17 protein-coding genes and 1 pseudogene are annotated in these 21,680 nt (G+C 46.2%); 1 reads left to right on the top strand and 17 read right to left on the bottom strand.

All coding sequences use genetic code 11. The features are described 5' to 3' along the window. Positions 1-6 precede the first annotated feature (6 nt). From floA to rpsU, 4 genes are all read right to left on the bottom strand, one after another. A complete protein-coding gene (gene floA, locus K6T22_RS04480; protein ID WP_053452740.1) occupies positions 7-990 on the bottom strand; it encodes a flotillin-like protein FloA in 984 nt (327 codons plus the stop codon). Beyond that, positions 987-1,496 (bottom strand): NfeD family protein, encoded by a 510-nt coding sequence (locus tag K6T22_RS04475; protein WP_238239123.1) that lies wholly within the window; start codon positions 1,494-1,496, stop codon positions 987-989. Before K6T22_RS04475 ends, floA begins: the two co-directional genes overlap by 4 nt. A gap of 180 nt (positions 1,497-1,676) precedes the next feature. Continuing rightward, positions 1,677-2,123, bottom strand: a complete 447-nt coding sequence (locus K6T22_RS04470; RefSeq protein ID WP_238239121.1) for a GatB/YqeY domain-containing protein — start codon at positions 2,121-2,123, stop codon at positions 1,677-1,679. Positions 2,124-2,144: 21 nt separating this feature from the next. After that, on the bottom strand, positions 2,145-2,318 hold the full coding sequence (rpsU, locus tag K6T22_RS04465; RefSeq protein ID WP_012369719.1) for a 30S ribosomal protein S21: 174 nt from the start codon (positions 2,316-2,318) through the stop codon (positions 2,145-2,147). A 313-nt stretch (positions 2,319-2,631) separates the two neighbouring features. Between rpsU and K6T22_RS04460 the strand changes: the two genes are divergently transcribed. Beyond that, positions 2,632-3,891, top strand: coding sequence for a dicarboxylate/amino acid:cation symporter (locus K6T22_RS04460; RefSeq protein WP_238239120.1), 1,260 nt, complete (start codon positions 2,632-2,634; stop codon positions 3,889-3,891). A 69-nt stretch (positions 3,892-3,960) separates the two neighbouring features. Here K6T22_RS04460 and pulA read toward each other — a convergent pair whose 3' ends face one another. The 13 genes and pseudogenes from pulA to K6T22_RS04395 form a co-directional block, all read right to left on the bottom strand. Beyond that, positions 3,961-6,873, bottom strand: coding sequence for a type I pullulanase (gene pulA, locus K6T22_RS04455; RefSeq protein WP_238239118.1), 2,913 nt, complete (start codon positions 6,871-6,873; stop codon positions 3,961-3,963). Positions 6,874-7,099: 226 nt separating this feature from the next. Further along, the gene (locus K6T22_RS04450) at positions 7,100-8,026 is read right to left on the bottom strand and encodes an LCP family protein (RefSeq protein WP_238239116.1); all 927 of its coding nucleotides are present in this window, start codon (positions 8,024-8,026) and stop codon (positions 7,100-7,102) included. 13 nt (positions 8,027-8,039) lie between these two features. Then, positions 8,040-9,215 (bottom strand): DHHW family protein, encoded by a 1,176-nt coding sequence (locus tag K6T22_RS04445; protein WP_238239115.1) that lies wholly within the window; start codon positions 9,213-9,215, stop codon positions 8,040-8,042. A gap of 15 nt (positions 9,216-9,230) precedes the next feature. Further along, positions 9,231-10,619 (bottom strand): MBOAT family O-acyltransferase, encoded by a 1,389-nt coding sequence (locus K6T22_RS04440; RefSeq protein ID WP_238239114.1) that lies wholly within the window; start codon positions 10,617-10,619, stop codon positions 9,231-9,233. Beyond that, positions 10,609-11,094 carry a hypothetical protein gene (locus K6T22_RS04435; RefSeq protein ID WP_238239113.1) on the bottom strand — a complete coding sequence of 162 codons (486 nt, stop codon included), beginning with the start codon at positions 11,092-11,094 and terminating at the stop codon, positions 10,609-10,611. Before K6T22_RS04435 ends, K6T22_RS04440 begins: the two co-directional genes overlap by 11 nt. Continuing rightward, positions 11,091-12,191 carry a non-hydrolyzing UDP-N-acetylglucosamine 2-epimerase gene (wecB, locus tag K6T22_RS04430; RefSeq protein WP_238239112.1) on the bottom strand — a complete coding sequence of 367 codons (1,101 nt, stop codon included), beginning with the start codon at positions 12,189-12,191 and terminating at the stop codon, positions 11,091-11,093. The genes K6T22_RS04435 and wecB overlap by 4 nt, the downstream gene beginning before the upstream one ends. Before the next feature lie 112 nt (positions 12,192-12,303). Continuing rightward, a pseudogene (locus tag K6T22_RS04425) lies at positions 12,304-13,044 on the bottom strand (ABC transporter ATP-binding protein); the annotation flags it as partial. An 11-nt stretch (positions 13,045-13,055) separates the two neighbouring features. Next, positions 13,056-13,856 carry an ABC transporter permease gene (locus K6T22_RS04420; protein WP_238239110.1) on the bottom strand — a complete coding sequence of 267 codons (801 nt, stop codon included), beginning with the start codon at positions 13,854-13,856 and terminating at the stop codon, positions 13,056-13,058. Continuing rightward, a complete protein-coding gene (locus K6T22_RS04415) occupies positions 13,853-15,145 on the bottom strand; it encodes a nucleotide sugar dehydrogenase (protein WP_238239109.1) in 1,293 nt (430 codons plus the stop codon). The genes K6T22_RS04420 and K6T22_RS04415 overlap by 4 nt, the downstream gene beginning before the upstream one ends. A 278-nt stretch (positions 15,146-15,423) precedes the next feature. Then, positions 15,424-16,677: a glycosyltransferase gene (locus K6T22_RS04410; protein WP_238239108.1), complete on the bottom strand. Its 1,254-nt coding sequence runs from the start codon at positions 16,675-16,677 to the stop codon at positions 15,424-15,426. Further along, positions 16,674-17,990 carry a glycosyltransferase family 4 protein gene (locus tag K6T22_RS04405; RefSeq protein WP_238239106.1) on the bottom strand — a complete coding sequence of 439 codons (1,317 nt, stop codon included), beginning with the start codon at positions 17,988-17,990 and terminating at the stop codon, positions 16,674-16,676. The genes K6T22_RS04410 and K6T22_RS04405 overlap by 4 nt, the downstream gene beginning before the upstream one ends. Further along, positions 17,885-18,889 carry a class I SAM-dependent methyltransferase gene (locus K6T22_RS04400; RefSeq protein WP_238239104.1) on the bottom strand — a complete coding sequence of 335 codons (1,005 nt, stop codon included), beginning with the start codon at positions 18,887-18,889 and terminating at the stop codon, positions 17,885-17,887. The genes K6T22_RS04405 and K6T22_RS04400 overlap by 106 nt, the downstream gene beginning before the upstream one ends. Further along, complete coding sequence (locus K6T22_RS04395; protein WP_238239102.1) at positions 18,886-21,510, bottom strand: glycosyltransferase; 2,625 nt, start codon at positions 21,508-21,510, stop codon at positions 18,886-18,888. The genes K6T22_RS04400 and K6T22_RS04395 overlap by 4 nt, the downstream gene beginning before the upstream one ends. Positions 21,511-21,680 lie beyond the last annotated feature (170 nt).

The following is a 21,680-nucleotide window of genomic DNA, read 5'->3' as shown; positions in this document are numbered from 1 at the left end:
CACCCTTTACTGCGAGTCATTTGATGATGATTGTCCACCGATTGCTTGGCGCATTTTTGTATCTGCCGTCACGTTCAAGTAGTTCGCATAATCCATGACACCAAAGTTACCGTCACGCATCGCTTCAGCGATCGCAAGTGGTACTTCAGCTTCAGCAGCGACGACTTTCGCACGCATCTCTTCAACACGTGATTTCATCTCTTGTTCGCTCGCAATCGCCATCGCACGACGCTCTTCCGCTTTCGCTTGCGCAATGTTCTTATCTGCTTCTGCTTGGTCCGTTTGCAGAACCGCACCGATGTTTTTACCGATATCGATGTCTGCAATATCGATCGAGAGAATCTCAAACGCTGTACCTGAATCGAGTCCTTTTGCAAGAACCGTCCGCGAGATCATCTCTGGGTTTTCAAGCACTTCTTTTTGGTCATTACACGAACCAATCGTTGAGATGACACCTTCACCAACACGTGCAATGACGGTTTCTTCGCCAGCACCACCGACGAGACGATCAATGTTCGCACGTACTGTGATCCGAGCCTTCGCTTTCACTTCAATCCCGTTCATTGCAACACCGGCAATGAATGGTGTTTCGATGACTTTCGGGTTAACTGACATCTGGACAGCTTCAAGTACGTTACGACCCGCAAGATCGATTGCTGCTGCGCGTTCAAAACTCAGTTCGATATTCGCACGATGTGCTGCAATCAAAGCATTGACGACGCGGTCAACGTTACCACCGGCGAGGAAGTGACTTTCTAGTTGGTTCGTATTCAAGTTCAATCCCGCTTTAACTGCCTTAATCAATGGATTGACGATTTTAGATGGTGTAACTCGACGTAGTCGCATCCCGACTAATGTAAAAATCGATACACGTACGCCTGCCGCAAGCGAACTGATCCACAATGGAATCGGAACGAGTGTGAAGAAGATGGCGAGGAAAATCAAAATTCCTCCAGATATGAGTAATACGGTCAATAGTTCAGGTGTCATGTGTGGGACTCCTCCTTCGTATGTTGGACTCTAACAATAACGCGTCCATGCGTCACTTCTTTTACGACGATTGTTTCCCCCGCTTGAATGAAGGTCCCTTCCGTTACAGCATCGATTCGATTTCCATCGATTTCAATCGTTCCTGATGGACGGAGAGGCGTCAAACTGACTCCTTCTTGTCCTAACAGTTGTACTTTTTCTTGATGAGAGAGATACCCTTTCTCAGACGATGTCGAATCCGTCAAAATCAAACCTCTCCACAGTAGTGACTGATTTGATTTAATTCTGCGATATGCCCAATAGCCGGCCGCAAGTGAGAGAAACACAGCAAGTCCAATCGCGATACCTACTTGACCAACTGTAGCGCCTGCCATGATCAGACTAGCAAGGACAGCACCGATTCCGAGGACTCCAAAGATACCGAACCCCGTGACGAATATTTCGACCAGTAACATGAGGACCCCAATCATGAAGACCGCCAAAATCATTCCTAAGCTAAACGTCATGCGTACGTTCACCCCTTTTCATTCGTGTCAGAAGCTGCTTCTTTTGCACTTTGATTCGTTACTATAATTATATACGCTTTCAAAACAAAAAGGTTTCATGACTATTCTGAATTCATGAAGAAACTTTAAATTGTGACAGGAACGACAAAAAAAGGTGCCCCGAGGGACACCTTTTTTGTATTAAGCGAGACGTTGTTTGACGAGTCGATTAATTAAAGCACCGTCTGCCTTGCCTTTAAGCTGCGGCATGACGATACCCATTACTTTCCCCATATCCGAAGGAGCAGAGGCACCCGTCTGCGCAATAGCTGCGTCGACGATTTCCTGTACTTCTTCCTCGGAAAGCTGTTTTGGCATATAAGCTTCGAGCACGACAATCTCTGCTTGAATTTTCTCGACGAGATCGTGACGACCAGCGCTTTCGAATTCTCGGAGGGAGTCGTTGCGCTGCTTCATTTCACGTGAAAGAATCGTTAATTCTTCCTCGTCCGTCAATTCTTGCTTACCGAGTTTGATCGTTTCATTTTGCAGCGATGATTTCACCATGCGAATCGTCGTAAGACGATCTTTTTCGCGAAGACGCATGGCATCTTTCATATCCGCTGTCAAACGCTCCTGAAGACTCATGAGGATACACCCTCTCTAACGTTAGAACTTCTTACGCTTACGCGCAGCCTCCGATTTAAGCTTACGTTTTACACTTGGCTTTTCGTAGTGTTTACGTTTACGAACTTCAGCAAGCGTACCATCTTTTGAAACACCACGTTTGAAGCGACGAAGTGCGTCTTCAAGTGATTCATTTTTACGTACACGAGTTTCCACTAGTTTTCCCTCCCTCCGATATTACCGACTAAAGGAAACGTGTCAGACACGTCATACAACATTATAGTAGGAATATACAATTTGGTCAACAGTTGATTCAAGCGACTTTTCTGTATCCTACGCTGTTCCTTTTTGTTCCTTTCTATCCTCTCATGGTTGCATCCGTTTGACAACAAAATCTAGTCATTCCTGCATCAAAATCCAGAAACTTTTTTGTAAGCGTTATCATGTATTTTTTAAAATGTTTTGTCAAAATGGGTGATGATGTGTCAAAATATAGACAATTATCAAATAAAGGAGTGTGACATCACTTATGAAAGAAGCAAAGCGCATCATCTGGGGATTGATTCTCGGGGTGATCCTCGGAATCATTCTTGCAACCTTACCGGATAAGTCGATTTATGAGGGATTGAATAAATATGCTTTACAACCTATCGGGACAATTTTCCTGAACTTGATTAAGATGCTCGTCGTACCGATCGTCTTCTTCTCGATCACTCTCGGCGTCATGGGTCTTGGGAATCCAAAAGAGCTCGGTCGTGTCGGCGGAAAGGCAATCGGCTACTTCATGACGACGACGGCTGTTGCGATTGTCATTGCTCTCGGTTTGTCATTACTGATCAAACCGGGTACTCTCGGGAGCTTCTCTACAAATAATCTTGAATATGATAGTGGAAGTCTTCCCGATACAAGCTTGATTAATACAATCGTCGGTATGTTCCCGACGAACCCGATCACCTCGATGGCGGAAGGTAATATGTTGCAAATCATCGTCTTCAGTGTCTTTATCGGTTTCGGAATTACGTTCCTCGGTAAAAAGGTCTCGACGTTACGGACATTCGTCGAACAAGGAAACGAATTGATGACGTATCTGATCACGCTCGTCATGAAGATGGCACCACTTGGAGCATTTGCTTTGATTGCTTCAGCCGTCGGTTCACAAGGTTGGGAATCGTTAAAAGCGATGTTCTTCTATATGCTTGTCGTTGTTCTAGCGTTAGTCGTCCATTCTTTATTGACATACGGTTCGACTGTTTCGTTACTCGGAAAAATGAATCCGTTCTTCTTCTTTAAGAAGTTTGCACCTGTCATGCTGTTTGCTTTCTCGACATCTTCGTCGAACGCAACACTTCCTGTTGCGATGCAAACGGCTCAAAAAGAGTTGAAGGTTCCACGCTCCGTCTCAAGTTTCGTCCAGCCACTCGGTGCGACGATCAACATGGATGGAACAGCGATCATGCAGGGTGTTGCGACTGTCTTCATCGCACAAGTCTATGCTGTTGATTTAACACCTGGCCAACTCGCGACAGTCGTCTTGACAGCCGTTCTTGCATCAGTTGGAACAGCCGGTGTACCGGGTGTCGGTCTCGTCATGCTGACGATGGTTCTTCAATCGGTTAATCTTCCGGTCGAAGGGATTGCGTTGATCATCGGTGTCGATCGTCTTCTTGATATGATGCGGACAGCAGTCAACATCACAGGTGACGCAGCATGTGCCGTCATCGTCTCGAAATCGGAAGAAAGTAACCTGAAAGAAGAAGATAGTGAAGAAACGGACGAGCGTTACGCTTGATTCTCGCTTCTCGCCTAACGAAAAGGACGTTCCGCCAATCGGCAGAACGTCCTTTTTCGATGCTTTTAGTTATTTTGCTAAGACAAACGAGCTGAGTCCCTCAACACGAACCGTACCTGAAACGGTGCGGATTGCTTTTGTTCCTGCTTGTTTACCGTCTACGAGCAGCTTCCACTTTCCTTTCGGTAGCTTCATGTCGACTGTTGTTCGATTCGCATTGTGAATGATATAGAGATCGTCCTTCTGCTGTGGCGCAGCGTCATCTAGTCGATACGCGATGACTTGTGCTGGTGCTGCTTCAAACGTCACGTAACGACGAATGTCTTTTGCTGTTGCTAAATGAAGCACTGGATTCTTCTTACGTAAAGCAATCAATCCTGTCATATAATCGACGTCTTGTTGACGATCCATCTTCCGTTTCCAATCGAGTTGGTTGACGGAATCCGGTGATTTGTACGAGTTATGATCGCCACCTTTTGTCCGCATGAAATCCTGTCCTGCATGGATGAACGTCGTTCCTTGAGACGTTAGCAAGATGCTTGAAGCTAGACGATGCATCTTCGTCTTCGTTGCGTCATTATCTTGCGGATTCGTTAGGTTCAACTTATCCCACAACGTATGGTTATCGTGTGCTTCAACGTAAGTGATGGCTTGATCTGGTTCTTGCGTAAATCCTTGGATGTCTTTATCGTATGCAATCTCACCGACGATACCGCGTTTGATGCGTGTTTCAAGACCAGTCGTTCCGTTAATGAAACCAGCATCTGAATCGATGAAGACACTCCCTTTGAGCGCATCGCGCAGGTTGTCGTTGAAATGACCGATTCCTGGCATTTGTTTCGTATTCGTTTGGTTTGCTTTCTCTGAATCCGGAAGCGGTGTTCCAAGGCTCCACCCTTCTCCGAATACGAGAATCGACGGATCAATACGTTTTGTCGCCTGTTTGACGGCGTTCATCGTTTTGACGTCGTGAATCCCCATTAAGTCAAATCGGAATCCGTCCCAGTGGTATTCTTTTGCCCAGTATGAGACAGAGTCTACGATTAATTTATGCATCATTTGACGCTCAGAAGCCGTATCGTTTCCGACACCAGTTCCGTTCGCTAAATCGCCGCCTTCTGTATAACGGTAGTAATAACCAGGGACGATTTTATCAAGATTTGATGCCTTTGCATCAAACATATGGTTGTAAACGACGTCCATGACAGCACGCAGTCCATTGTCATGTAGTCCTTGAATCATCTGCTTCATTTCTGTGATTCGGACTTTTGGATCATATGGATTTGTCGCATACGATCCTTCTGGAGCGTTATAGTTCTTTGGATCGTAACCCCAGTTATAGCTTTTAAGCGGATTCGTCTCATCGACGGACGCTGTATTGAAATCATAGACAGGAATGAACTGAACGTGCGTGATGCCAAGTTCCTTCAGATGATCAAGACCCGTCTTCGTCTTCGTTTTCTTACCATCCTTCGTCAAACGTGTACCAGGTTCGATAACACCAAGATATTTTCCTTTTTGTTTGATGCCTGAATCGTAACCCGAGTTCGTCACATCAAACATTGATAAATCACGGACGTGTGATTCATAGATGATTGCGTCTGTCGCATGGCGAAGTGGCATTTTTCCATTCGTCCAGCGTTTTGGATCCGTCTCGCGTAAGTCGACGACGACACCTTGGTCTCCGTTAACAGCGACTGCTGTCGCATACGGATCAACAGCACGCGTCGATTCTTTTGCGTGCTTGACTTCGTATGTGTAACCGACACCATCAAGATCCCCCTTGACCGTCACTTGATACACACCGCGATCCGTTCGTGCCATCTTGATTTCACGCGTGATATCCTCTGTCGTAGCAGCTTTTTGTTTCGGTAAACGATATAACTCGAGCTCGACGGCTTGCGCTGTCGGTGCCCAGACCTTGAACGTCGTCTTCGATTTCTGATAATTGACGCCAAGTTTACCATCGTAGGCATACTTTTGATCGAATGCTTTCGAACGGAGTACCTTACCTGCTTCAAGGACTGCTTCTCCAAAAACAGGATGGGACACTCGGACGACTTTTGCTAAATCAATATCAGAAGTGACTTCGACTTTCACTGTTTTTGCATCGATTGCTGACACGACCGGATTCGTCACGCCTTCAAACGTAAATGTCTTTAAGTCTTCTTCCGTCAACGGTGCATTCGTTTTTAACGTCATCGTCCGGAAGTCATCAGCTAAAAAGCTCGTGATTTTCGGTGTCCGATCAATTTCCGGTTTGCTGTAGTAAACCGTTTGATCCCCTTCGATCAACCAGATATCCTTCGCTCCTGCATAGAAGAAACGATCGGCTCCGTCTTTTTCAGACCATCCCTCAAGATGAGGAATAACGCCTGCGAGACGTGCTTTCGTTAGATTATCGAGTGTCACTTGGGCGATGGCACCAAAATCATCTTGCTGGTCGAACTCGAAACGCTTGCCATCTTGCTCTTCCGGCCAAGACCAAACACCATATTTCTCATAATCATTGTCATACCGGTAATAGTGGATGTTCGTGTCGATTTTTTCGACATCTGCTCCGTTACTTGGATTGACAGTTGAAATATCCTTACTGCCCGACTCAATCCAAATTTCAGCAACACCATTTTTAATCATGTCTTTTGTGATGAAACGATCGTTTTCAGATCCTCCATCTTTGTTCCAGTTATCATCTCGAACGATGAAGCCGATTTTTTCTGGCTGATCAACTGGAAATTCGTAGGCTGCCACTTTACCGTAAGCATCCTCACCGTTAAAAGCGTGGGCTTTATTCGGAAAATAATCCGGACCATTTGCCCATAACCACAGGTTCCAATCCTTTGTGGCATTCGGGTCTTCCTTGTAATGAATGATGACCAATGTAGACTTCCCTTTTTCCAGTGCTTGACCGGACAATGACAATCCACTAAATATTAGTGCAAACGTTAGCGCAACGATACAAACGGATCTCATGCGTTTCATACGGTAGCCATCCCCTTTGTTATGTAATCGTTTTCATTTTGCATCCATTTACAAGTCCTGTCAAAGCCTATTTCATCGATTGGATGGAAAATAAGACTTTTGAACCAAGCACTTTTTTTCAAAAAAAATGATGTGTGACTTAAGAGAAAGACAGTCAAAAGCGCCCCCGCCATCATTTGCTGGAGACGCTCATTCTTATTTGATTGATCGTGATACTAGCTATCGCTTACGATTGTGCGAGAAGTTTGGCGATCTTCTGCTTCGTCTGTTCCATCGACTCATCCGACGCAAAGAAATACCAGACACCATCACTTGCGATATATCCTTCCCCGTCAATTTTTAGTGGTTTCAACTGCTCGAACCCTTGTTGATTTTCCTGCGCTAGCTGCGCTGCGACATCAAGTCCGATATTCGTCGTAAAATTGTTTTTCATGACATCCGTAATTTTTTCGAGTTGCGTCAACAACTGTGGTCCGGCAAGCTTCGTTCCGACGGCTTCTAATACTTGACGCTGACGAATTTGTCGTCCCATATCACCGAGCGGATCTTGCTTTCGCATCCGTGCATACCCGCTCGCTTCAAGACCATTTAGATGGATTTCTCCTTTAGTGTATTCCTTTTGAAGGCGTCGGTCGTTCCAACTAAAGGCAGATGGATTGTCGACCGTAACACCTCCAACAGCATCGACCAACTCAATCAAGCCATCCATATTGATCTTCGCATAGTAAGGGACGTCAATCTCAAACGTCTGCTCGACCGTTTCGACTGTCTCTTTCACACCACCATACGCATACGTATGATTGATTTTTGTCTTTTCACCGGACGGCACAGTTACCTGCATGTCTCGTGGAATGGACAGCGACGTCGCTTGTTTTGTTTTCGGATTGAATGACAGAAGCATGATGGCATCGGCACGCCCCTTATCATTTTTTCGCTCATCTACACCAAGTAACAAAACGTTGACCGGTTGCATCGATTCGAGTGGCTTTGGCTGCTTTCCCTCTAACGGTGTCAAGAACGCGTCTGCCGTTTGCTTCACTTTTAAAAAAGCTAAACCGGCCGATGTACTAGCGATCAAAACGACCCCAAGCAGGAGCGCACTCAATACGCGCCAAACAAGACGCGGTTTTTTTTTCGCCATTCGGGATCTCATGTCATGAACTCCTTCATAGTGTGTTTTCATACGTCTTCATCAATCCAGCAATGTTCGAGTTATGCAGGAACAGCACGGAGTCGACTTGTTTTTGTTTAGCAAACTGCGACACATCAAAAGATTTTGGTACGTAGCGTACGTCGACGACTTCTAGGTTGGCACTTTTAGCAAGAAACGGTAAGACTGGATTCGCGAACGAATCCTTTAAGACGAGAATCGTCGGTCGCTCGTTCTTCGTCTGCTCCTTCATCGACATGATGCCATGGTTCCCGCGTAAGAACACTTCATACCGATCGACGTAATCTCCCTCTTGCTCGACGAAGGATTCATCGATGACTGGACGATCGCATGCACCGTCATAACAGACATCGATTCCTTTGAAAAATGCTGGTTCATAATAGGCTAACTGATCACTAGACGTTGCGTACGCAAGCGTCGTCTTTCGTGCCAACGAGCCATAATACGCATGTTCATCCTCTTTACGATTTGCATTTGATGGCATGACTGCCTGTAAATCCATACCTTTCGTAATCGTCTGATACGCGGACGCCGCTCCATCAATATTCCAGTGATGGTCCGTCTTGAAGTAGTCCGTTAATTGTAGTTGATCAAGTGACAAATTCGTCATCCCCGCAGCCTTGAAATCACGAATCATTCCTGCATATCGTGTACGCGCGTTCGAAGCAACATACGATGGAATCAACTGATCGCGTTCAGCAATGACCGTCTTTGATGGAGCTAGCGCCATATAGACAGGACGATCGACTTCTTGAACGAATTGTTGAAAGGCGCTTGGAACCTGGACTTGTGTTGAGGCACTTGGTTCAATCATATAACCATTTTTAGCTGTATAGATTCCGTTTCGAAACGGTTGCCGGAAGACATCTTTTGATAACAATGCCTGCATTTCAACGAATGTACCTCGCAAGAGCAGTTGATCCGTGAAATACGTCTCCATTTTCAACATGTCTTTTCCGGTAGCGATTCCTTCGATTGTCGGTTCGACCGATTGGGCGAGTGTACGATTTTCTAGCTGTGAACGTACACGGTCCTCTCGGACGATTGTTCCGATCCCAATCGTTAACAAGACGAGTAGAAAACTAATCGTCGTCACCCACATCATGATCCGTTCAAAAGAAGTCGCCCGTTGTTGTTCCTGTTTATTTTTTGTTTCAAGTGGCTGTGCCATCAGTAGACCTCCTTTTTAGAAGCGGAAATAAATGAAGGGGTTAAACGTACTTGCAACCAGTGCTGATGTCGCAAGGAACAGCATCAACATCGCGTACCCATACTGCATTGTCGTCCCGATTTTTCCGAGTGAGACGACTAACCGTTCTCCAATTATTTTCGGAATTGGTGTCGCTGCGATACACGCGACAAGGAGTAGAACACCATTTTGCACAAGCTGGTAGCTTGCGCGCTCATCCCAGATCACATCTGGTACGAACATTGCTTGAATATAAGTGACAGCTTCTGGGAATGTTTCTGAACGGAAGAACACCCACCCGACTAAGACGAGTACGAGTGTCCAAATGGTCGAGACGACCGGCATTTTCTCCAACCATTTCCCGAGAAATGCTTTCTCAAGCATGATCCAGATTCCGTAATAAGCTCCCCACGCAACGAACGTCCAACTTGCACCATGCCAAAGTCCCGTCAACATCCAAACAATCGCTAAGTTACGATACTGTCGCCACGGTGAAACGCGATTTCCTCCAAGCGGGATATAGACATAATCCCGGAACCAAGACCCGAGCGAGATGTGCCAACGACGCCAAAACTCAGAAACAGACTTAGAGATGTAGGGATAATTAAAATTCTCAAGAAAATGGAATCCGAACATCAAAGCTAGTCCAATCGCCATGTCGCTGTATCCTGAAAAATCAAAATAGATTTGTAAGGCGTAGGCAATGATGCCAATCCAAGCAAGTCCCATTGAGAGATCCTTCATGTTAAAGATGGCATCTGCGACCTGACCACACCCGTTGGCAAGAATCAGTTTTTTAGCTAAACCAATCGTAAATCGACGAACTCCTCGGGCAAAATCGGAAACCGTCTCTTCTCGTGACTCAATTTGGCTCGCGATCGTGTTGTAGCGAACGATTGGTCCCGCGACGAGTTGAGGGAAGAACGCGATATAAAGGGCAAGGTCAAGCGGATTCTTTTGCACCGCTTCCTTCCCTTTATAGATATCGATGACATAACTCATCGCATGGAACGTATAGAACGAGATACCGAGTGGCAAGACGACTTCCGGTACGAACCACCCTAACCCAAGTGTCTCGTTGACTGAACGAACAAAAAATCCGCTGTACTTGAACCAGCCGAGTAACCCTAAATTAACAGCGATCATACTGAACATGATCCATTTGACGCCAATTCGGTGTCGATACAGGTCGACGAACAAAGCGAAAAAGTAGTTGATCGTGACGCTCAGTAACATCAGCAATGCAAATCGAGGTTCCCCGAATGCGTAGAAGAACAGACTCGTCACGAGTAACCAGCCATTTCGGAAGCTACGTGGCAGTAGGTAATAGACGAGCAAGACAGTCGGTAAGAATAGAAATAAGAATATCGTCGAACTAAATAGCATACGTCGCTTCCTCCCCTGCCGTGACATGTTGCACAACCTGAATGTCCCGAAGATGGACCCGGAAGTTCCCCTCCTGCAAGAACTTCCATGCCACCTTGAAATACTTCGCTCCTGGTACTCGTTTCATCTGTACATGCACGATTGTTTCATTCGTCAGTGTGACGGTTTCTGTTTCCGACCCCATCCGTTTCTTCTGACCATATTGCATCTTGAACAACTGAACGACACATGGTGTATCGACTTCGAAATGACAGATTACCTCGATGAGATCTCCTGTAATCGTGGCGTCTGACCGGTATAACTTTGAGGGCGGATGTTGGAACCCTTGATCAAATAGCTGAATGTACAATTTGTCATCTGCTGTCGCTTCTTGAAAATCAAAATAGACGCCATCTGTCGCATCCTCAAGCAAGATTTTTTCCTGCGTTCCGAATGGAAAGAACTGATAAATCGCTGGAGGAATACGTTGTTTCATACGGGTACCTCACTCATAATGGCATCGACGATTCGCTCTGCTGCTTGACCATCTCCATAAGGATTTGCCGCTTGTGCCATTGATTGATAGAACTCCTGATCCGTCAACAATCGATGACTCATCTCATAAATCATCTCTGGATTCGTTCCGACGAGCTTCAACGTCCCGGCTTCGACCCCTTCAGGACGTTCCGTCGTCTCCCGCAAGACAAGAACGGGAACACCAAGTGAAGGTGCTTCTTCTTGAATGCCACCTGAATCCGTCAGAATGAAGGACGCTCGAGCTGCGAGATTATGGAAGTCAAACACATCGAGTGGTTCAATCAATTGAATACGCGGATGGTGTTCTAGACGTGCGGCTGCATCTAAGACGACCGGATTCGGATGGACAGGATAGACGATTTCGATTTCTGGATGCTCGTTCGCCAGTCGTTCGATCGCATCAAAAATCGTTGCCAACTGTAAATGATTTTCACGACGATGAACCGTTAAAAGAACGAGTTTCCGACCTGATTTCTCAAGACGGGATAGAACAGGATGCGTATAAGTCGGTGAAACAGTCGTCTTCAACGCATCGATGACCGTATTACCCGTCACGATGATCGGTGTCTGTTTATTTTCGGCACGTAAATTCATCGCGGCTTGTTCTGTCGGTGCAAAATGATAATCTGCTAGTACACCTGTCAATTGACGATTCATCTCTTCTGGGAATGGTGCATACTTTTCATATGTGCGTAGTCCTGCTTCGACATGACCGACTGGAATCTGTTGATAGAACGCCGCTAAAGAAGCAGCGAACGTCGTCGTCGTATCCCCATGGACAAGGACGAGATCCGGCTGTTCCTTTTCGAGGACCCGACGCATCGCGTTTAGAATGCGCGCTGTCATTTCCTCTAACGTTTGACGCGGACGCATCAAATCCAAGTCATGGTCCGGAGTGATTTCGAACAATTCAAGTACCTGGTCGAGCATTTCCCGGTGTTGCGCTGTCACGACGACGATTGGTTCGACATCCTGACGATTTTCAAGTGCTTTGACGACCGGCGCCATTTTGATTGCCTCTGGTCGTGTTCCGAATACAAGCATGACACGTTTCATTTACTTCATCCCCTATCTCATTTCATGACGATCGTTCAATCGTCTCGCCTATCATCTGCTGATCCACGGAACCAATCCGTTCCGTTCGTTTTTTAGCTACATAATGGGAAGCTTGCTTTTTCGATAACTGTTTGTACCAATATAAATATTTATTGTATTCAGCCAATGTTTCGTTCGTTGGACCAAATAGACGTACTTCCCCGTATTCCAACCAAAGGATTTTTGTACAAAAACTCTTTACCTGACTGAGCGAGTGGCTGACGAAAAAAATCGTTTTCCCTTGATCGCGGAATTCGCGCATCTTATCGAGACATTTTTCAGTGAATGTTTGATCTCCGACTGAGAGTGCTTCGTCGATGATCAAAATGTCTGGATTGATGTGAATCGAGATCGCAAAACCGATGCGAGCTCGCATGCCGCTCGAGTATGTCTTGACTGGCTGATCGATGAACTCTCCGATATCAGCAAACTCTAGGATTTCTGGAGTAATCGTATCGATTTGGCGCTTCGTCAAGCCCATCATCAACCCTTTAAGTTCAATGTTATCTCGTCCTGTCAGTTGACTATTCAAACCGCTAGAAATGGCAATCAATGCTGACTTCCCACCCAACGTGACTCGACCGTACGTCGGCGGCGTCACATTAGCAAGTAGATGGGAGAGTGTCGATTTCCCACTTCCGTTGATACCGACAACACCGACGATTTCGCCCTCTTCAACAGAAAAAGAGACGTTCTTTAGAGCATAGAACGATTTTCCATTCACCTTACCGAACAACACTTCCTTTAACTTGTCGATCGGTCGGGCATAGAGCATGTACCGTTTCGATACATTCTCAAACACGACATGACCCATCGGTCTCCCTCCTATACATAATCGATGAAATAGCGTCGGAATCGAATGTGAATCGATGCTCCAACAAGTAAGATTGCAAGCGTGATCGACCAGAAGTACACCCCGTACCACATATGATCGAGCAGATAACCGGTTCCGATGAGTGCTGAACGGTATCCCTCAATCAAATAAACGAGTGGGTTTAACATCAACAACATCTTGAATAACGAGTGATCTGGCGGAATCCACATGATTGGCGTCAAATACATCAACATGCGGATCGCAGATGTGACCATGTTTTGTACGTCTCGGATCATCGTCGCAAGCGCCGATAACAATAAGGAGACCGCATAGAGGAACACGACACCTGCCGGTACGATATACAACAGTTCAAACGTATGCCATCCTGGGAAATAACCGAAGGCACACCCTAAAATAATCGTCAAGGCAATCATCGCGAGGTGGCGATAGAATTGTGCCAAAATGACGTACGCTGGAATCGTACTCAGTGGAAAATGCATCTTCGAGACGAGGGCGACCCGACCATAAATCGATCGAGATCCACTTGGAATCGTACTTCCGATGAAGAACCAGGCAATCAATCCACTGACGAGCCAAAAAACGAACGGAATCCCTTCAACCGGATGTCCCCCACGAATCCCGAAACCGAAGACGACCCAGTAAACACCGATTTGGAGAAGTGGCGTCATGATCTCCCAAAACCAACCAAGGTATTGCATGCTGTATTGACTCTTTGTTTCATAAAGCGAGAGCCGAAAGATCAGATATAGATGATCTTTCAACTCTCCTCCAATCGTTCGTAACGCGTTCATATCGCTTTCGCATCCACTTCCGTCACGCCGTGCGTATGCAAATTGCCGAAGTTCAGGACTTTGACGACATCGAGTTCATTAACGATTCCTTTCGTATCGAAGAGTAACGGTGTCCGCATGTAATTTGCGAGACGACGCGAATCGAATTGTTTGAATTCATCATGGTCAACCAAGACGAGCGCTAAATCAGCACCTTGAATCGCTTCTAGCTCATCGACGAGTTCGAAACGTGTCGAGATCGAGCGTTCGACGTGTGGATCACAGACAGCGACATCTAGTCCGCGATCGAGCAACTGTTCAATGACTTCAACAGCTGGACTCTCGCGCATGTCGTCAACATTTCCTTTATACGTAACACCAAAGACGGCGATTTTTGGACGGACACGTGAACCGACGAGACGTGCTGCTTGTTCAGCAACGAACTGTGGCATCTGAACATTCGTTTGACGTGCTGTATGAATGATACGCGCGAGCGATGGAGCTTTTGCGACGATGAAGTATGGATCTACTGCGAGACAATGACCACCAACGCCCGGTCCCGGATGATGCAAGTTCACTCGTGGGTGCATATTCGCCATCTCGATCACGTCGAGTACATTGATTTCAAGCTGATGACAGACTTGCGTCAATTCGTTCGCTAGTGCGATGTTGACATCGCGGAACGTATTTTCCATCAACTTCGACATTTCGGCTGTTTTCGCATCCGTTCGAACGATCTCACCTTGAACGAATGTTTCGTAGACGGCAGCACCTGCTTCTGCACACGCTGGCGTCAATCCACCGACGATGCGGTTATTATGGATAAGTTCATGTAAGATTTGTCCTGGCAAGACGCGCTCTGGGCAATGGACGACATAAATGTCTTCGCCGATCGTAAATCCAGCTGCTTCAATCAAAGGACGGACATGATCATCCATTGTTCGTGGCGCAATTGTCGATTCGACGATGACGACATTTCCTTTTTCAAGGAATGGCAACATATTGTTGACGGCTGAAATGACATATTTCAAATCGCATGATTTGTACGTATCGTTTAAGTTTGGTGTTGGAACGGCGATTAAAAAGACATCTGCTCGTTCTGGCGTGAGTGTCGCTCGGAATTTTCCGTTTGCGACGACTCGTTTGATGACATCCTCGAGTCCTGGTTCTTCAATATGAATCGTTCCCGTGTTCAGAAGATTGACGATTTGAGGATCGATGTCGACACCTACAACTTCCGTGCCGTGATCCGCGAACATCGCAGAAGAAGGTAATCCAATATATCCTAGTCCAATTGTGCAAAGTTTCATTTTGTCATTCCTCCATCGAGTTAGTCATACTAGCCAACGAACGGTCTGTGGCTTGGCTGTACCTAGACCATAACGACATTTCCTTTGCTTTCCAATACTTCTAACCATCTCTTAAACCATTCTTCACAGACCTTACATTTCCAGTGTTTTCTATTGTTTTTGTAAATCTTATGAAGCTTTCGCGAATCCTTCATGTCGGTTTTGCTAAAACAAAACGACTCGTCAGAAATCCGCCTTTATTGCACGTGGATTTCCCTTCGAGTCGTTGACTATTTTTCTTATTTTGTCCTAGATTCCATAAAAATTGAGTCGTAGACAGCAAGAAGTCGTCCTTTTTCTTGCTCCCAGTTGTATTGTCTCCTTGCTATGATTGCGCGTTCCTGCATCGCTCGTTGCAGGCTCTCATCCTTCACTAGACGGTTGACTGCCTCGGCGATGCTTTGCGGTGATTCGACATCGACAATCAAACCAACCCCTTCTGTTTCGACGACCTGACGGATTTCTGGCAAATCGGCTGCGACGACAGGCGTTAATGCTGCCATGTATTCAAACAGTTTATTCGAAGAAGCAGAATAATGATTGAAACAGACGTTCTGGAGGACTTGGAAGCCGACAGTCGCCGCTGCCGTATAACTTGGTAATTCGGCAAGCGGGACTTTCCCGACGAATCGAATACGTGATTTTTCCGTTGATTGTGAAGCAAGTTGCATCAGTTTTCCTTTTAACTTACCATCTCCGACGAATACGAGTGTCCCTCGTTCGATATATGGCATCGCTTCAACTAAACGTTCCAATCCGCGTCCTTCCTGGATTCCTCCCTGATATAGCAGAATCGGTTCATTCTCGACGAGTTTTAATTCTTGTCGTAACGGGCGTGGTTGCGGAACGTCCGGTTGATAAAACGGATAATTGTGCAAGACGGATGGTCGTGTTCCGTATAACTTCAGGTGATAATCGGCACGTGTATCGTTTTCAACGATCGTCCGATCAACGAATCGAAGTAACCAACGTTCTAGTTTCCCCTGCATGCTTCCATATCCCGTTCGATCGGTCTGGACTTCATGTGAGTCATAGACGATTGCCGCACCACGTGACGCACCAATCGCTTGCGGTAACGTATTCACATCATTCGCATGCATGACGTCATACTGATGTTTCCGCGCAGCACGCGTCATGCGTAGAATTCCGAAACTATTGTACAAGGCGTAACGGACAAAACGGCTTCGCATCAACAAAAAAAGTACAAGTCCAAATGGAATCAACCAGGGTGCGACAAGTGCGCCGAGTAATCCGACAGCGAGCGTTAGTTTCTTTCGTTTTCGAAAGAATGGCAATCCCTTCGCAAGAGGTGGCGTCCGGTTGATTCGAATGACGCGAAATCCAGATACCGGATACTCAATTCCGGGCAATGTTCCGTCATTTAAGCAATATAAATCAACACGATGTCCTGCTTCGACGAGTGCCGTACATTCTCGTAATACCCGCGCATCGTTCGTAAACGTATTCCAGACGAACATGCCGATTCGCTTCATTTCGCCACCTCCACTTGTGATCGTGTTTGTTGGATCGCCGCAAAGAGACGCTGTTCATTTTGTTCCCAGTCAAAATGTTCTTGAACATAAGCCACTCCGGCTCGTCCCATCGCTGCACGTTTTTCCGGATTTCGAGATAGCTCGAGGATATGATCGACGATTTCCTCTTTTTTACGCTGAACGGAGACGTAACCGGCTCCGGCTTCTTCGATGACATGCGCAGCATGCCCCGATACCGCTCCAACAATCGCGCATCCCATCGCCATATAGTCGATGATTTTTCCAGGTGTGACCGTATCGAATGCTGTACTTTCGACAAGGGTCGCAAACGCAATGTCGCTCTTCGCGAGTTGTTTTAATGCATCCCAGCGCGGCATCGCGTCAAGGAACTCGATATTTGTCAATCCACGCTCCTTAACTAGCTTCTCAAACGTCTGCTTATGGTAACCGTAACCGACGACTTGAAAACAGATATCTTGTTCCTTTTGAAGTGCTTCTGCAACGTCAAGCAACAAGAAGACATCTTGTGCGAGTCCGATGTTCCCTGTATAGACGACACGGACTTGGTCCGATACTTTACGACGCTTGATCAACCATTCGTTCTCCTCGATCGAGTTTGGGATGTAATGAATTTTTTCCGGAGCAATACCACGACCTTCGATATATGACCGAAATCCTTCACTGTTGATGACCAATTGATCTGCCTGTCGGTACATCCACTTTTCAAGCCAGTAAAGTGGTGTGAGTAATAACCGTGACTTCGTAATTCCGACACCAATCAGTGATTCTGGCCATAAATCACGTACATCCAAAATCAAAGGTGCCCGTTTGACGTGTTTTGCGACGACACCAACGAGCCCCATGAAAATCGACGGAGTCGTCGCATAAATATAAGCATACGTATTCGAGTCATGACGCACTTCTTGGACAGCGAGTACGAACTGTTCGACGAATAAACGTAGACGTCGCCAGAGGTTCGTCGTCGCTCGCACGTCTCGCGGTTGAATACGTGTCACATGTGCTGTATCAAGACTCGGTTCATCCCAAAACATCGAGTCCGTATAAAGTTCTGCCGTTGGATAAAGCGGTTCTGATGTTAGCACGTGGACGTCACTGCCTGCCTGCTCGATTCGTTTGAAGATGTTTTTCATCCGATTCGCAGCACTACCGATTTCTGGATAGAAATTCTGGCAAATCATGAGAACGTTCATCGACGACTCCGGCGTTGCTTGAGCTGGCGCCGGAACTTCCAGTAGCGAACGACGATTTTTCCGAGTTTTGACCGCGCGAGAGAGCGGTATTTTGATTTCCATGATGCATTCGCCTCCAGCAATTCTAGATTTGATACCAGTGACCCTTCGAATCGATCGAGCAATACCATATATTGTTCTTCGAGCACTTTAGTTTGCTCTAGTTGTTCCTTTAGTTGCTGTTCACGGAGGAGGACTTCCGCTTGCGCGTCTTCTAATTGATTTGTCTGCTCCTCTAAACTGTGAACTTTCCGCTCCAGATGTTGCTGTTTACGTTTTAAGTCAATGATGGTTGCAAGATGCAATCGTTCCACTTCTTCAAACGCCTTCTCCAACCATTCGACTTCCGATGGCTGAATCGATCGAGCAGCTTTAGGTTCTCTGTATACTTGAATCGTAATTCCAAGCCATTTATCGATTCGCTCCACCGTCTCGACCTTTCCAAACGGTGTCAATTGCTCAAGTAAACGATTTAAATAATACGTCCGTTTATGATCCGCATAATCATTGACGCCAAACGGGACGGTAATGACGAGGCGTCCTTCCGGCTCGATGAAGGAAACGGCGCGAGCAATGAATCGTTCCGGTTCTCCTATATGTTCAAGTACCTCAGTCATCAAGACGGTATCAAATCGTGTTTCTGTCGAATAGGTCATGAGATTCGCTTCAACCAACTCGACCTTTGCTTTTACAGACGCTGGTTCCTCGAGCAACGCTTGTTTCGCTTCAATGATTGCTTCCGGTAGCACGTCGATTCCGACGACATGTTTCCCTTCTCGTCCGAGTAAAATCGGAACGACGCCACCAGAACAACCGATATCTAAAATTCGCTCACCTTTCGCTTGGCGCACGATCCAGTGCACACGGGCGCGTACTCTTTTACCAAAAGCGCCACCTAACTGATCGTAGTAAGCAGCTCGGATTTCGTCTTTTGGTCGTGCTGTTTTGATTGATGCCGTCATTTCTGCACCTCCTCGAGTAATAGATGTTGAAGCCGGTCCGTCTTTTGTTGATCCGCAAGGTCCATGAATTGGCGGATCAACGGATTCGTTATCGTAATCGGTTCATAGAAACCGATGATCGTGCGCAACAAGGCAACACTCGGTGCGAAATCCTTATCACTGCAGTAGCGCAACTTGACGAGGTACCAATGTTCAAAGAAGTGCTCGAATCGTGTCTTTTTATATTCTTCCAATACACCGTATCGAGCGAATTTTTCCGACCGTGCCCGTTCCCGGACGACACTTCGTTCGAAGAATTTCACCGTCAATGCATTAACCGTCGACCCTGCCACTGCTGCATAATAATAATGAATGACTCGATTGACGAGTAAGACACGCTCTGCACGTAGCATCAGTTCTTGGAAGAACAGCGAGTCCTGACCGACCGCACCAACGACTTGCTCCAATTGATGTTCAAGAAGGAACGTACGACGTACGACAAGTGCTTGAATGCTTTGGACAGCAAAACGATGTTTCAACAAGAAGGCTTTCGGATCTTCACACACCATTCGTCCTTGTTTACGGATCGTCGGAAGAGCGATGATACTCGTCTTTTCCGCGAGTTTTTTCATATGCCCGACAGCAAAATCAAGTGTTGAATCTTTTTCTAGTTCATCAAGCAACAAGGCATAACGATCACTGAGCACCTCGTTATCCGGATCAAGAAAAGTCACATATTCAGCTCGAGCCATTTCCACCCCTTTATTACGCGGACGTGAGGCGCTGCCACTTCCTCCAGTCTCGAAGAAATAGGTTCTGACGTTCTCATGTCGTCGAGCAAGACGTTCTACGGCTTGACGCGTCGCTAAATCCGTCGATCCATCATCCACGAGTAGAATCTCAGATTCCGTGAATCGATCCATTCGTTTCAAACTTGCAAAACATTTATACGTGAGATGCTTGCCGTTATTATAGATTGGCACGACGACGGACAATTGTGGCGATGGATCAATCGGAATTACCGCTTGCTCATTCCATTCAAACGTATCAAGTAGGAGCGTCTTCCCACTCAGTTCTCCTACTCGGAACATGTCATAGGAAATATCTGCTCGCCAGACGATGGCACCATTTCGACTTCCGCTTTCTTCGAGAAGTTGATATGGATGTTGACTCCCTTTTCGGACGATGCTTGCATCACTATATTTAAAGCCATTAACGAGATCCTCTAAATAATATTCTCCGTATGATTCCTGTCCATCCATAAATGCGACAAGGTCGGCTTGATTATAGACTTGTTCCGTCAATGCATCCGCTGAGATGATCTCGTCTGGGGTAAGACTTTGACCGTCAATCGTCTGTTGAAGGTCTTCTCCGTCTCTATCGACGACAACGAGCAAACGACGTTTCTGTGTCGTAGCCACTTGTCCGATGAAGGCTAAAATCTGATCAATCCGTTCGAAGACCGTGTGATTGGTCATGACAGCGCGAAGTCCTTCTGCCCGTAACCGTTCGATGTCTTCTTGTGATGTCCGTTCTAAAATTGCTGTTGCTTCCTGTGCATCGTGAACCGTAAAGATATTCGGAAATTCATTATTCACTGCGATGCTATAATTCGACAGGATCAAATTTCCGAGTGCTTGCGATTCATAGACACGTCGGGCACACATTGTTTTACTATATTTGATGCTATTCAGGTTCAAGACCCAGTCATAACATTTACTGACTTGTTGTAGCGCATCATACGGAATCGCTGGAGCAACCCGTGATTGATAACGTTCTGGAAACTGATAGGCTGGTAAATCAAGATGATAATTCCGATCTACGATATCGAGTTCATGCGTCGACTGCATCACACCATCAAACAACATCTCCGTATCCTTGACACGATCAGGATATTTCGCCATCCAGCTACCGGCAAACAAAACACCTTTTTTCCGACTACGTGTTGCTCCAACTGGATTATGAATAAGTGGATTGACACCGAATGGCATCGACATGATTCGGTCGTGCCCACATAACACGCGATATTCAGGAATCATCGCTTCATCCGAAGTCAATACGTAATCAGCAGCTTGCGCCACATCTTGAAAACGTTCATGGTTGCTCGGATCCTCTGTTGATTGAAAGACGACTGGTATCCCTTTAGCTTTGACTTCTTGCATCATCGAAAGTAATCGTTGGCGTTTTTTCGAGTTCGGTGTTGCGACCCCCTTCCAATCGTCACCACGTAATCCTTTCCAAGAAGAGACGACTAAAAAGAGATCGATTTCGCGTTCGAACACTTCTTCGAATGTATTCGTATTGACGTAATGGAGATGAACAGCGTCTTCATAATAGGCATACATGAATTCCGAACAGACGATAGCCATCTCGATTGGGCGTTTATCATAGTAACGTGTTGTCGTCCTCACAGGGATCCGCGACACATCTACCTGTTCTAGTAATGATCTTTGGCTATTTTGTCGATAACGTGTCGTCGTGTTTTTTGAAGGTTGAACCGTTGGAATACGCAAGACGTCCAGCTGACGAAGTTTTCCCAGCGCTTCTTTACTTGCTGTCGTTTCGTTTCCAAGCCGCTTTTTCTCTTCGCGAACCCAGTTTAGTTGTTGCATGATTTGTCGTTTCCATTTTTGATCGCTCACACGTAAACACCCTTCCTCTTTTCAACTCTTTCTTAGTCTACGGAAGCAGTTCAAAGGCTACTTGAAGGACTTGCAAGGTTTTTGTAAAGACTTCATGAAGCTTTTTTGGATTTTCCTTACATTCCATTTCAGTCAACCTGTATTTCCTAGGAAATCGACAAGTTTCGCTT

This window comes from Exiguobacterium acetylicum (genome assembly GCF_022170825.1).
GTDB classification, from domain to species: domain Bacteria; phylum Bacillota; class Bacilli; order Exiguobacteriales; family Exiguobacteriaceae; genus Exiguobacterium_A; species Exiguobacterium_A acetylicum_B.
This window is presented reverse-complemented; position numbering and strand designations above follow the sequence as displayed.

Bases quoted from the DNA above. Each gene is read 5' to 3' on its own strand.
- floA (WP_053452740.1), bottom strand. From the start codon at position 990: ATGACACCTGAACTATTGACCGTATTACTCATATCTGGAGGAATTTTG.
- K6T22_RS04475 (WP_238239123.1), bottom strand. From the start codon at position 1,496: ATGACGTTTAGCTTAGGAATGATTTTGGCGGTCTTCATGATTGGGGTC.
- K6T22_RS04470 (WP_238239121.1), bottom strand. From the start codon at position 2,123: ATGAGTCTTCAGGAGCGTTTGACAGCGGATATGAAAGATGCCATGCGT.
- K6T22_RS04460 (WP_238239120.1), top strand. From the start codon at position 2,632: ATGAAAGAAGCAAAGCGCATCATCTGGGGATTGATTCTCGGGGTGATC.
- pulA (WP_238239118.1), bottom strand. From the start codon at position 6,873: ATGAAACGCATGAGATCCGTTTGTATCGTTGCGCTAACGTTTGCACTA.
- K6T22_RS04450 (WP_238239116.1), bottom strand. From the start codon at position 8,026: ATGAGATCCCGAATGGCGAAAAAAAAACCGCGTCTTGTTTGGCGCGTA.
- K6T22_RS04445 (WP_238239115.1), bottom strand. From the start codon at position 9,215: ATGGCACAGCCACTTGAAACAAAAAATAAACAGGAACAACAACGGGCG.
- K6T22_RS04440 (WP_238239114.1), bottom strand. From the start codon at position 10,619: ATGCTATTTAGTTCGACGATATTCTTATTTCTATTCTTACCGACTGTC.
- K6T22_RS04435 (WP_238239113.1), bottom strand. From the start codon at position 11,094: ATGAAACAACGTATTCCTCCAGCGATTTATCAGTTCTTTCCATTCGGA.
- wecB (WP_238239112.1), bottom strand. From the start codon at position 12,191: ATGAAACGTGTCATGCTTGTATTCGGAACACGACCAGAGGCAATCAAA.
- K6T22_RS04420 (WP_238239110.1), bottom strand. From the start codon at position 13,856: ATGAACGCGTTACGAACGATTGGAGGAGAGTTGAAAGATCATCTATAT.
- K6T22_RS04415 (WP_238239109.1), bottom strand. From the start codon at position 15,145: ATGAAACTTTGCACAATTGGACTAGGATATATTGGATTACCTTCTTCT.
- K6T22_RS04410 (WP_238239108.1), bottom strand. From the start codon at position 16,677: ATGAAGCGAATCGGCATGTTCGTCTGGAATACGTTTACGAACGATGCG.
- K6T22_RS04405 (WP_238239106.1), bottom strand. From the start codon at position 17,990: ATGGAAATCAAAATACCGCTCTCTCGCGCGGTCAAAACTCGGAAAAAT.
- K6T22_RS04400 (WP_238239104.1), bottom strand. From the start codon at position 18,889: ATGACGGCATCAATCAAAACAGCACGACCAAAAGACGAAATCCGAGCT.